Origin of the sequence: Synechococcus sp. R6-5, from assembly GCF_047461775.1 — a bacterium.
Taxonomy (GTDB): Bacteria; Cyanobacteriota; Cyanobacteriia; order Thermostichales; family Thermostichaceae; genus Thermostichus.
In genome coordinates, this window is the sequence record NZ_JANSHV010000143.1 from 40,010 (window position 1) to 51,663 (window position 11,654).

The 11,654-nt window shown below is 57.1% G+C and carries 12 protein-coding genes, 1 tRNA gene and 1 pseudogene; 11 read left to right on the top strand and 3 right to left on the bottom strand.

Annotation, left to right across the window (positions count from 1 at the left end; translation table 11 throughout):
* Positions 1 to 10: 10 nt before the first annotated feature.
* The 5 genes from NW818_RS08465 to NW818_RS08485 all read left to right on the top strand — a co-directional run bounded on the left by NW818_RS08465 (position 11) and on the right by NW818_RS08485 (position 4,856).
* Positions 11 to 1,519 carry an NADH-quinone oxidoreductase subunit M gene (locus tag NW818_RS08465; protein ID WP_414407993.1) on the top strand — a complete coding sequence of 503 codons (1,509 nt, stop codon included), beginning with the start codon at positions 11 to 13 and terminating at the stop codon, positions 1,517 to 1,519.
* A 36-nt stretch (positions 1,520 to 1,555) separates the two neighbouring features.
* Positions 1,556 to 2,737, top strand: coding sequence for a CO2 hydration protein (locus tag NW818_RS08470; RefSeq protein WP_414424306.1), 1,182 nt, complete (start codon positions 1,556 to 1,558; stop codon positions 2,735 to 2,737).
* A gap of 82 nt (positions 2,738 to 2,819) precedes the next feature.
* A tRNA-Cys gene (locus NW818_RS08475) sits at positions 2,820 to 2,891 on the top strand.
* A 34-nt stretch (positions 2,892 to 2,925) separates the two neighbouring features.
* The gene (locus NW818_RS08480; RefSeq protein WP_414424307.1) at positions 2,926 to 4,089 is read left to right on the top strand and encodes a pyridoxal-phosphate-dependent aminotransferase family protein; all 1,164 of its coding nucleotides are present in this window, start codon (positions 2,926 to 2,928) and stop codon (positions 4,087 to 4,089) included.
* 98 nt (positions 4,090 to 4,187) lie between these two features.
* A complete protein-coding gene (locus NW818_RS08485; protein ID WP_414424308.1) occupies positions 4,188 to 4,856 on the top strand; it encodes a PHP domain-containing protein in 669 nt (222 codons plus the stop codon).
* 29 nt (positions 4,857 to 4,885) lie between these two features.
* On the opposite strand, the gene NW818_RS08490 is transcribed toward NW818_RS08485, so the two are convergent.
* Positions 4,886 to 5,935 (bottom strand): potassium channel family protein, encoded by a 1,050-nt coding sequence (locus NW818_RS08490; protein WP_414424309.1) that lies wholly within the window; start codon positions 5,933 to 5,935, stop codon positions 4,886 to 4,888.
* A gap of 88 nt (positions 5,936 to 6,023) precedes the next feature.
* On the opposite strand from NW818_RS08490, the gene NW818_RS08495 reads away from it, so the two are divergent.
* Positions 6,024 to 6,236 carry a DUF2997 domain-containing protein gene (locus NW818_RS08495; protein WP_011433403.1) on the top strand — a complete coding sequence of 71 codons (213 nt, stop codon included), beginning with the start codon at positions 6,024 to 6,026 and terminating at the stop codon, positions 6,234 to 6,236.
* A 36-nt stretch (positions 6,237 to 6,272) separates the two neighbouring features.
* On the opposite strand, the gene NW818_RS08500 is transcribed toward NW818_RS08495, so the two are convergent.
* Together NW818_RS08500 and petE are read right to left on the bottom strand one after the other, a co-directional pair.
* On the bottom strand, positions 6,273 to 6,503 hold the full coding sequence (locus NW818_RS08500) for a hypothetical protein (protein ID WP_011433402.1): 231 nt from the start codon (positions 6,501 to 6,503) through the stop codon (positions 6,273 to 6,275).
* Between the two features lie 184 nt (positions 6,504 to 6,687).
* A complete protein-coding gene (gene petE / locus NW818_RS08505; RefSeq protein ID WP_414373743.1) occupies positions 6,688 to 7,098 on the bottom strand; it encodes a plastocyanin in 411 nt (136 codons plus the stop codon).
* Positions 7,099 to 8,708: 1,610 nt separating this feature from the next.
* Between petE and NW818_RS08510 the strand changes: the two genes are divergently transcribed.
* The 5 genes and pseudogenes from NW818_RS08510 to NW818_RS08530 all read left to right on the top strand — a co-directional run.
* Positions 8,709 to 9,113, top strand: coding sequence for a hypothetical protein (locus tag NW818_RS08510; RefSeq protein WP_414424310.1), 405 nt, complete (start codon positions 8,709 to 8,711; stop codon positions 9,111 to 9,113).
* A gap of 130 nt (positions 9,114 to 9,243) precedes the next feature.
* Complete coding sequence (gene ndhO / locus NW818_RS08515) at positions 9,244 to 9,462, top strand: NAD(P)H-quinone oxidoreductase subunit O (RefSeq protein ID WP_414352011.1); 219 nt, start codon at positions 9,244 to 9,246, stop codon at positions 9,460 to 9,462.
* A 57-nt stretch (positions 9,463 to 9,519) separates the two neighbouring features.
* Positions 9,520 to 10,347 carry a cell division protein FtsQ/DivIB gene (locus NW818_RS08520; protein WP_414407269.1) on the top strand — a complete coding sequence of 276 codons (828 nt, stop codon included), beginning with the start codon at positions 9,520 to 9,522 and terminating at the stop codon, positions 10,345 to 10,347.
* Between the two features lie 7 nt (positions 10,348 to 10,354).
* Entirely contained in the window at positions 10,355 to 11,080 is a 726-nt protein-coding gene (locus tag NW818_RS08525) for an energy-coupling factor ABC transporter ATP-binding protein (protein WP_414329211.1), read from the top strand.
* A gap of 510 nt (positions 11,081 to 11,590) precedes the next feature.
* Positions 11,591 to 11,654 (top strand): annotated as a pseudogene (locus tag NW818_RS08530) (carbon dioxide-concentrating protein CcmK); the annotation flags it as partial.

Below are 11,654 nucleotides of genomic sequence, written 5' to 3' on the forward strand. Positions count from 1 at the left end.
GGAGAGAGCCATGTTGAGCCTTTTGATTGGGATCCCGTTGTTGGGGAGCATCTTGATTGGGTTGATTCCCGAGCAGGCGGGGAAGGGCTTGCACCGGGCTTTGGCCTTGGGGTTTGGGTGGGTTTTGTTTGGCCTGAGCGCGGGGCTGTTGCTGATCTTTGACCCCCACCTTGGATCCCTGCAATTGGCGGAAAGGATGGCCTGGATCCCCCAGTTGGGCTTGGTTTATGAGGTGGGAGTGGATGGGATCTCTCTGCCTTTGGTGGTGATGACCGGGCTACTGGTGCTGATGGCCATTTGGGCCAGCGGCCAGGTGGAGCGGCCCCGCCTCTACTACAGCTTGGTGCTCATGCTGGCGGCAGCGGTGGCCGGAGCTTTTTTGGCTCAGAATTTGCTGCTGTTTTTCCTGTTCTATGAAGTGGAGCTGATCCCCCTGTATTTGCTCATCGCCATCTGGGGAGGGCCGCGCCGCACCTATGCCGCCACCAAGTTTTTGGTTTACACCGCTCTGTCGGGGATCCTCCTCTTGATTGGCTTTTTCGGCCTCAGTTGGCTGAGCGATGCCCACAGCTTTACCTACACCGTCCTGCAGGCCCACCCTTTACCTCGGCTGTCGCAGATCCTTTTGCTCATTCCCATTCTGCTGGGCCTGGCCATCAAGATCCCCTTGGTGCCCTTCCACACCTGGTTGCCGGATGCCCATGTGGAGGCTTCCACCCCCATTTCCGTGTTGCTGGCGGGTTTGCTTTTGAAGTTGGGCACCTACGGCCTGGTGCGCTTTGGCCTGCAGCTCTTGCCGGATGCCTGGGATCAAGCCGGGCCTTGGCTGGCCGGTTGGGCGGTGGTTAACGTGCTCTATGGATCCCTGAACGCCTTGGTGCAGCAGGATATGAAAAAGCTGGTGGCCTACAGCTCCATTGCCCACATGGGCTACATCCTCTTGGCTGTAGCAGCAGCCACTCCCCTCTCCCTGGTGGGATCCATCTTTCAGATGGTCAGCCATGGCCTCATCTCCTCGCTGCTGTTTCTTCTGGTGGGAGCCGTCTATGCCAACACCGGCACACGGGATCTCAAGCTGCTGCGGGGATTGCTCAACCCGGAGCGGGGCTTACCGCTTATTGGTAGCTTGATGGTGCTAGGGGTGATGGCCAGTGGCGGCACACCGGGCATGGTGGGCTTTATAGCTGAGTTCACCCTCTTTCGGGGCAGCTTTGCCGTCTTTCCCCTGCAAACGCTCCTGTGCATGGTGGGGACGGGATTGACGGCGGCCTATTTTCTGCTGATGGTGAACCGTGTCTTTTTTGGGCGCCTCTCGCAAGTGGCCATAGCCATGCAACGCCACGCCACTGAAGAGCGCCTGCCTGCTGTTGTTTTGGCAACGCTGGTGGTGTTACTGGGCCTGCAGCCTAGCTGGGCAACCCGCTGGGTGGAGTCCACCACCTTGGCCTTGGCCAAGGCTAACCTAGCTGGTGTTGCAGGACTGGTCACTGCCTTTCAGTTTGGGTTGTCTTCCTTTTGATGATTTGATGGGATCGACGGAGTTTCTTTTGCTCCCATGACTGCCACTCTTGCTCCTGCTCCTTCCTGCTTCTTTCTGGCCGGCTTATCTCCTCTGGAGCAACTGCAACTGGCTCCTATTGTCCAGCGCCTAGAGGCAGGGGGAGCCCTTGTGCCGGATGCCCCTGCCAATCGCCTAGAGGTCATTGGCATCCTGCATAGCTACGGCGAGGTGCTGGATGCCTATTCGCGCAATTTGATCTTTATTGCCGACCACCAATTTTTGGAGCTTTTTCCGGCGTTCAAGTATTTCAACGGCGAGATTACCCTGGGCAAATGGCTGCGCTACCTGTGGCATGACCGCATCAACTACGAGTTTGCCGAATACTGCATGAAGGCCATGCTCTGGCATGGGGGAGGGGGGCTAGACCGCTACCTGGATACTCCCGAATTTGTCCAACGGGCCAAGGCCGCCATCCGAGCCAAAATCCGCTTCAATCCCTTCTTGCAGGGCTTGGGGATCCTGTTTCCCGACTTTGCTCTGGAACAGGTGCGCATGCTGGCCATGTACAGCGGCTTGGGCCAGTTTTGGCGGGTGATGAGCGATATTTTCCTGTCTCTGTCCAAGCGCTCTGAGACAGAACCCCACCTCACCATTCCCGACGTGGTGGCTCACATCCAGCAGGGGTTGGTGGCAGCTGCCGACAAGCCTATCACCTACGCTCCCTGCATCTGGGGCCGGCGCTATGAGATCATTCCTCTCTCAGCAGGCCTGACCTTCCTGCCGGATACGGCCATCCCTTATGTGGAGGCGGTGTTTTTCCGCTCTTTTCCCTTCATGGGTACGGTTTCCTACAACGCCCAGGCCGGTCAGATTCCGCAAGAGCAGGCGGATTTTGCCTATGGGGCCCTGTATGCCGACCCACTGCCGGTGGGGAGCGCTGGGATCCCGCCTACCCTGTTGATGCAGGATATGATGCGCCACCTGCCCCCCTACTTGCGAGAGCACTACCGCCGCCAGCCTCGCGGGGATGATGACCTGCGGGTGAAAATCTGCCTTAGCTTCCAAAAGGCCATGTTCTGTGTTACCACTGCCGCCCTGCGGGCTCTTGCCCCCTTCCCTCTGGAAACTCAGGATCCCCAGCAGCAGTTGGCCAACCGCAAGTTTCTGGCTCCTTGGCTGCAGCGCCTGCTGGGATCCCGTCTGTTAAAGGTGCAGGAAGAAAGGGTTGAGGCCTAGCTGAGCTGGGAACTGCTACTTTTGGTTACTGGAAGGGGGATCCCCTTTTCGGATACAATATCTGCGCCCAGTTGAGCAATGGGGTGGCGTAGCCAAGTGGTAAGGCAGAGGTCTGCAAAACCTCTATGCGCCAGTTCGAATCTGGCCGCCACCTTTCAAACCTTACTTGCATCCCAAGCAGGGCAAGCATGAAAGACAAGCTGATATTGATGATCCCCGGCCCCACTCCCGTTCCCGAGAGTGCTCTGCTGGCGATGGCACGGGGGCCCATCGAGCACCGCAGCAAAGAGTTCACCGCCATTTTGGAAGAGGTCACCGATGGGTTGCGCTGGCTGCACCAAACCACCTCCGATGTGTTTGTCTTTTCCGCCAGTGGCACTGGTGCCATGGAAGCCGGGATCCTCAACACCCTCAGCCCTGGGGATCGGGTTTTGGTGGGGGTGAACGGCAAGTTTGGGGAGCGCTGGGCGGAAATGTCCGAGCAGTTTGGCCTTCAGTGTGAGCGGGTGGAAACCCCCTGGGGGATCCCTTACCCCGTCGAGATCTTCCAAGAAAAGCTGGCTGCCGACCGGGAAAAAACCATCAAAGCTGTTATCCTCACCCACTCGGAGACTTCCAGCGGCGTAGCCAACGATGTCCAAGCCATTGCTGCTGCTGCCCGCGAGCACGGGGAAGCCCTCGTCCTGGTGGATGGGGTCACCAGCGTGGGGGCAATGCCGGTGTTAATGGACGAATGGGGCTTGGATGTGGTGGCCTCGGGATCCCAGAAGGGCTATATGATCCCACCAGGGCTGGGATTTGTGGCCGTCAGCCCGCGGGCCATGGCCGCTACGGAGCGCTCTAGGTTTCCCAAGTACTACTGGAGCTTTAAGCTGGCGCAAAAGGCCCTGCGCCAAGGCACCACTCCCTTTACACCGGCGGTGAACCTGTTTTACGCCCTGCGAACGACGTTACAGATGATGCGGGCAGAGGGTTTGGAGGCCATTTACCGGCGTCATGCCAGGTTATCCCAAGCCACCCGCGCCGGTGTTAAGGCTCTGGGCCTTAAGCTCTTGGTTGATCCAGAGTCAGCGGCCAGTCCTTCGGTAACAGCTGTACTCGCTCCCGAAGGGATCAACGCTGACACCATCCGCAGCACCTTGAAGAAACACTTCGACATCGCCCTTGCCGCTGGACAAGACCACCTCAAGGGCAAAATCTTCCGCATTGGCCATTTGGGCTTTGTGAGTGACCGCGATGTGCTGATGACCTTGGCTGCTCTGGAGTCAGCTTTACACACCGTGGGCTACAGCGACTTCACCCCAGGGGCGGGAACTCGCGCCGCCGAGGAAGTATTAGCCCACGGCTTCTGAGCCCCCAGCTCAGTAGTCTTTGACCCATAGCACTGACCCTTGCCCCTGGCTACAATGGGGGGACATGCTTAATAAAACTTCAGAACCCAAGGGTGGCTATGGTTGTCAGCTTGGAACGGGATCCCTGCGTGGTGCCTTCTGCTGGGGAGTTGCGGCAGGTGCTACAGGGGGTTGGCCCTCGTTCTTGTCCCTTGCAGTACAACTTTCACCTACACACTCGTTGTTCGGATGGGCAGATGGATCCCGTGGATCTGGCGGAGCAGGCGCGCCGGCACGGCCTCAAGGGCCTAGCCATCACCGATCACCACACCTTGAAGGGCTACGAGCGAGCCCGCGCCCACCTGGATCGTCCCGACGACCCCATCCTGTGGCCGGGGATCGAGATCACAGCCAACCTGTTGGGCTGTGAAGTGCATATTCTGGGCTACGGCTTCGATCCCACCGATAGCGTCCTGGATCCCTTTACCCAAGGGGAGCAGGTTCCCGGCTTGCCCGCCGCCGACGCGATCCAGGCCATTCAAGCGGCAGGAGGCTTGGCGGTGTTGGCCCATCCCTTTCGCTATTGCCTGCCTGCAGAGGAAATTGTCCCAGCCGCAGCGGAGTTGGGAATAGATGGCCTTGAGGTCTACTACGCCTACAAAAACCCGGAGATTTGGATCCCTAGCCCGGAAGTGACGGAGAAAGCGGAAGAGTTGGCCGAGGCCTACGGACTTTTGAAAACCTGCGGCACCGACTCTCACGGCCCCAGTATCCTGAGGCGGATTTGAGCCAGGCTACCCAGGTGGAGAACGGGCTGCTACGGGCGTGGATAGAGCAACTGTCCAAGCCGACGCAACTGCTCTGCGGTGCCCATGCACAACAGCAGATCCCCCGGCTGCAACAGGGTTTCTCCGCTGGGGCCACCGATCAACTGGCCATCCGCCCGTCGAATCGCCACCACTAAAGCTCCGGATCGGTTGCGCAAATCGGCTTTCCGTAGGGTTTGCCCGACATAAGGACATTCTTGGGCTGCCAGCTCGTACTCCTCCAGGTAGAAAGTGCGATCCCGACCGGCAAGGATGCCATCCACAAAGTCCACAACCCGAGGACGCAGGGCAGCCGCCGCCATGCGTTTTCCGCCCGTGATGTAAGGAGAAATGGCATGGGCAACGCCCGCCCGCTGCAGTTTTTGCAAAGCCTCCTCCGTATTGGCGCGGGCAATGGTGCGAATGCGGGGGTTCAAGGTGCGGGCCGACAAGACCACGTACAGGTTCTCGGCATCGGAAGATAGGGCGGCAATCAGTCCCTCCGCCTGTTGCACCCGCGCTTCCAGCAAAGTGGCATCCAGAGTACTATCCCCCTGGAGGGCCACGTATCCCAGCTCTTGAGCCACCTGAATCGCCTCGGCAGACTGATCAATCACCAAAAATGGCACCCCTTCTGCTCGAAACTCTTGAGCCACCTGCCGGCCAATGCGCCCGAAACCGCAAATGATGTAGTGGTTGTTCAGCGCTTCCATCTGTTTCTTCCATTTCCGCTGCCGGATCCCTTCCTGAAAATGTCCCTGGATGAGGGCCTCTGTAAAGCGATTCACCATGAACCCAATGCTCAAGACCCCCATCAGGATCAAGGCCACCGTAAACAAACGCCCCCGCTCCCCCAGCGGCTCCACCTCCATAAAGCCAACAGTGGTCAGGGTGATGATGGTCATGTAAAAAGCCTCCACCCACGGCCACTGCTCCACCCCGTGGTACCAAAGGGTACCGATCAGCACCACACACACCAATGCCCCCACGCCCAAGCCGAGGTCTCGCCGGATTCCGGGATCCCTTTTGGCAGCCTGGAAGGGGGGACGAGCAGAAGCCATAGAGCCCAGCCAGATCTAGCCCAGGAAAAGGAAGCAAGAACTAGAATGGGGAAGAACCCGTTGTTGTTCGGTAACAAGTGGAGTGCGGATGCCTGAATACATCAAAGTGGAATATCGGATCGACAAAAACGGACAGGTCACCGAGACCGTACTGAATGGTTCTGGCTCCAGTTGTACCCTAGCTACCGCCGGCTTGGAATCGGCTCTCGGAACTGTGCAGAAACGGGAGCTCTTGCCGGAGTTTCACCAACTGACTGAAATCGAGAGGGAGTCAGAAGTCTCTTTGAAGCAAACCCGCTGACTCCATATCCATTTGCCTAGGGTTCTCACCATCTTCTCACTTTTTCTTTTTGCTCCCCTTTCCGGCCGTATTGCCGGCCCGTGCCGCTCCAACCGCAGCCTGAAACAGCCAAACAGCCAATGGAGCAGCGACAACCAAGATGATGCTGGTGGGGCCGACGCCAAAATCCGGCTCGCCAGAAGCCAACTCGAAAATTGAGCCAACAGCAGCAATGGCGCTGAGGCAGGAAACGGCCAAGAGCAGGTAACCTTTAACGCTGGTGGTCATAGAGAACCCGTTTGTGGACTAAACTTGTGCGGCTCGAAGGCAAGCCGGTTAGATGCGTATTCATTCACCAAAAAGCCCTCCCACTCCTGAGAGGGCTACCTTTCATGCTAAGAGCAGGGATCCCTGTCCAGCAAGGCAAAACCAAAAGTGGGATCCCTAGAAGTTCAGCACTTGGGGTGTGGATTTAGCCGTTCACGATGATCTTGCCGACCATTCCGGCCCCACGGTGGGGCGTGCAGTAGTAGGTGTACTCACCTGGAGGAACATCAACAAACGCCGACTCCACCACCTGCTTGGGAGCTGTAAGCAGCGCCTTGTGGGAGAGCTTGGCGGCCAGAGCCGCATCTCCACCGGGCACCTTGTCGAAGACAACATTGTGGGGGTAGACCTTGTTGTTCACCCACTGAACGGTATCCCCTTGGTTGATGGTGAGAGAAGGCGGATCGTAGACCAACTGGGCTTTGTCGGATCCCATTTTGACGATGTAGGTTTCGGCAGCAGCAGGGTTGGACAAGAGCGCCACAGCTACCCCCCCAACCACAAGGCTGAGCAGGATGAGCTGCAAACGCTTCACCAGGTTGAAAACTAGAGACATGGATTCCTCTCAAAACGTAACAGCAGTTATCCCAGACTTTGCGGCTCGGTTGCCCCTTTCCAGGTTGCGAAGAGCACCCAGCCAGGCAGATGGGCAGCAGGGACAGTTGAATTCCTAATGCTCATTATAAGAGGGCTCATCCCAGAATAGAGCAATGCCCAACTGCGGGGCGGCAACATCCATCCTTTACAGGGAGCCGCGGCAGACCGAACCCGCCAAACAGCACAGCTCTTCCAGAAACCTACGGCAACCCTGTTGCCAGGCAATCCGATGCGGCTGGATCCCCGGCCACTTGGGGTAGAGCATCTTGGCAGTTGGCGAGCATGCGCAGGGAACCGAGAGCAAGTTTTCTGGGTTGATCTCATCTCTACCCAAAAGTGCTTCGCAAAGTTTCGCAAAGTAGAGATTCTTTTTCCGTGGGATCCCTTAAAGTCCAAGAGTGTCTTGCCTAACAAATCCGTAGGGTTGTCGATGCACAAGAAGGGCAAATCATCCTAATCTCAAAGAGCAGGTTCTTGGATGCTGCTGGTCGGTATTCCTTTGAGATTCCTCAATAACATCACCTGAAAGTCAGTTGGTTGTTCAGCCCTCACCAAAATAGGGAGTCTGTTAAGATGAGCGTACAGCGTTCACCCGTAGTTGGTCCAAGCAAGAGTCGGCTTGCAACAAGTTTAGAATCGACGGATCAGCGGCTTAACATTCAAATCTTGGCCCGGTGTATTGGCACTGCCTTGAACCTGGGCGCTCCTCTCAGGGTTGAAGTGCACTACACCTCACAAGCTCGGTAGCAAGGTTTTCTTGGCAGGCCGCTCTAGGGGCACAGCTGCTACTATGGTTTGTGCTTGCCTGGGGCTAGAGTGATTTTTGGGCTTCTTATTTCGTTGTATGTCCGTATAGTCACTGCTGGCTGGAACAGCACACCTGAGGTCTCTCTAGAAGAGAGGAGCTGGGCATAAGCCGACGATTTTAGTCTGGCTGGATTGAGACAACTCTATTCACTACATCATCACATAGTCATTTCAAGTTAGATTAAGACACTTTACTAATTGCTACGCAGTTCCGTCCAAACGCTCTGCGCCGCTTCCGCAACCACCCCCAACCCCTCTCCTATAGGGAGAGAGGAGCTAGGAAGCAACACAACGGAAAAGTCTCCTTCCTGCTTAAAGTGTGCTTAAAGTGATTGTATTTAGCAATGCGCAATGCAGCTTCTGTGGGGCAGGGATCCCGTTCGTCCAAAGCCTTAGGGCTGAAAAACCTGCAGGTCATATTAAACTGCGTGCGGAGTCTACAGAGCTAGTTCTGAACAAGAGCTAGTTCTGAACAATCCCCTGGATGATGGCTTCCGTAAGGCGGTCTAATCCTCCCAGGTCAGCTCTCTCGTTTTGGGAAAAGGGGTGAGGACAGTCGCCCAGCAGGCCGGAGAGCAGGGGAACTCAAACTGGTCAGAGCAGCCACAAGCACTTGGCCCAGAAAACCTTCTGCCAAGGGGGCACGGCGCTCTCAGTTGGCTTAACATTATTTCATGACTGGGCTTGGCCTTCACCTTGTCGAGGGCAGCTGGCCTGCCCAGGGTTCGGCTCAACTTCCTTCCCATTGCAGGCAAAACGACCATGGTAGGCATCTTCAAGCGCTTGTTCGGCTCGCGCGGCAAAGCTGCGGCCACGTCCTCACCGGAAACTGTTGCTAAGCCAACCCCAAAGAAAGCGAAAAACGACAATACTTTTTTTCTCGACCCAGATGAAGCCAAAACCCTTGGCAACATCGAGTATATGCGCACCCCCAGGATCGTGAAGCACACCTTCCAGGATTTCGGCAGTAAGGAGAAGGTGGAGGTGGTGGAGCAGGTCTCTTCCCTCGGTAAAGTTAAGTTGTCCACAGAGCAAGCCAAAACTCCTGAAACTGGTTCTGAGCAGGGGTCTTCCATTTCAAGCAGCAGCGGAGCAAGCCCACGCCGTCAAGGGGGATCGGACATGGATACCTTCCGCAATATGGCCCGCAGCCTGAGACGCAAATAGGCCAAATTCAGGTTGATCCCTGTCAGAGCCAACCAGAGGCTGGATCCCAGCTTTCTTCTTCACGGCAGCGGCAGGCGTGATACAACTGCTATCGAGCCGACTAATCCGCGACTGAACTTGAGGAGGAGCAATGGCAATCAAGCGAGGCACCCTGGTGCGGGCCATCCGCGAGAAACTGGAGGGTAGCTTAGAAGCGCAGGCAAGCGATCCTTTTATTCCCAACTACGTTTTCGAGACCCCCGGAGAAGTCGTGGATATCAAAGGTGACTACCTGCAAATTAAGTTTGGGGCTGTTCCCACCCCTACGGTTTGGCTGCGCGCAGATCAAGTTCAGGAGATTGCGGGTTGAATAGAAGCAGGGAATGCTTCCCATCTCCACACCCTGTGATGGGGTGAAGGGGGATCCATGGCGCTCCTGGCTGCTCCCAACCGTGAACAAATCCTGCAGCGTAGGCAGCTTTTGCGTCGGCAACGGCGCAGCCGATTCTGGCAGGGATCCTGGCGCCTGACCGGTTCGATGACCCTCTTGGCGCTACTGGTGCTGGGCCTACGGCAGCCCCACTGGCAAATTCGTCAGCCAGAACAGATTCAGGTAAAGGGTGCCCACTGGGTCGATCCCGCCTGGATACGGGCACAATTGCCCCTGCAGTATCCCCTCAACATTTGGCAGGTGCAACCGGCTGTTTTGGAAAGGGCTTTGCTGGGATCCCCGACCCGCCCCTCTCCCATCGAAAGCGTCCAGGTGCAGCGGCGGCTGCTGCCGGTGGGTGTCATCGTCCAGGTGCGGGAACGGCAACCTGTGGCGCGCGCGCGATGGGGCGACCAGATGGGCTGGGTGGATGTCCAGGGCAACTGGCTGTCTCCGGATCCCTACCGTTCCCCCGCGTCTTGGCCTGAGCTGGAGCTGCTGGGCTGGGAGAACCACACCCCAGAGCAATGGGCGCTGTTGCTCAGGGCTTTACAGCAGTCTGAAATTCAGATCAGGGCAGTGGATTGGCAATCTGGAGCGGGAATTACCCTGCATACTGAGCTGGGCAACGTCTACCTGGGGCCGATTTCCGACCGCTTGCCCTTGCAAATTCAGACCCTCAACCAAATGCGGGATCTGCGCCGCTACTGCGAGTGTACGCCCGACGACATCGTCCAGATTGACCTCACCAGCCCCAGTGTGCCCACCTTGCAACTTACCCCCACGGCCACCCAGGAGCGCTGGAAAGACGTGCGGATGCCCTAGCTTTGCTATGAACCCGGTGCCGGCGGTGGAGGTGAACCAATTGTGGACAGCTTATCCCGGTCATCCGCCGGTGCTGCAAGGGCTGGATCTACGGGTCGAGGTTGGGCAACATCTGGGGGTGATCGGCCCCAATGGCGCGGGTAAAACTACCCTGTTCCTCACCCTCTGCGGCCTGTTGCCCCCCTGCTCTGGCCAGGTGAGTTTGTTTGGCCAGCCGCTGCGGCCCGGCCAGTTTCGCCCTGAGGTGGGGTTGGTGTTTCAGGATCCCAACGACCAACTGTTTGCCCCATCGGTGGCCGAAGATGTGGCCTTCGGACTGCGCAATTTGGCCCGTCCTGAGGCGGAGATTGCGGCTGCCGTTCAGGCCGCCCTGCAGATGACCGGCACCCTCCATTTGGCCGATCGTCCCCCCCATCACCTCTCTGGTGGGGAAAAGCGCATGGTCGCCATTGCCGGGATCCTGGCGATGAAACCCCAGTTGGTGCTCTACGATGAGCCGACGGCCAACCTCGATTTGCGAGCCCGGCGCCGGTTGATAGTTTTTTTGCAGCAGGCTGCCCACACTTTTCTGCTGGCTTCCCACGATCTGGAGCTGATCTTGGAGGTGTGCGATCAGGTCATCCTGTTGGATCAAGGGCGGATCTGGGCCCAGGGATCCCCAGCCCACCTGATGGGCCGAGCCGACCTCATGGAAGCCCACGGCCTGGAAGTGCCCCCCTCGCTGCGCCGATAACGACAAAAGTTGAAAAGATATCAAGAATTATTTTTAAGCTGACAACATTTTTGCCTCTCTTAATAAAAAGCTATCGTGCTAATTAAAAATATTGATTTTCGTCCAGGATTGAGTGGGGATATCATTTTGTTAAGTCGGGGATCCCTTCTCTGAGCTGTCCTAGTCAATTTTGTATGATCGATTTTGTACAAGAAAGATGTGGACTTAGCTCAGAGTTGGCAGCTTTGCCCGCCTGAGTGACAGTTGCGGTTAACCCTGATGGCTCCTACAACCTGTTCTGACTTCAGTCGGAGGTCTGTGGCTCAGAGCCTTCTCCCCTCAGAGGGGGGTCTCTGGTGGCTGGGGTAGGTGTCGCCGGGAAAAGCTGTCAATCGAGATTTGGGCAGAGGATCTCTCTGATGAAATCGAAAGGAGATTGCATGAGCGAACCCAATAAGCGAGATCACTTTGCCTTGCTACTGGGTTCGACAGCGTTCAGGAACTGAGTGTGTTCAAAAGTGGAGAGTTGATATGCCTATTGCAGTTGGAATGATCGAAACCCGCGGGTTCCCGGCAGTGGTAGAAGCTGCCGACG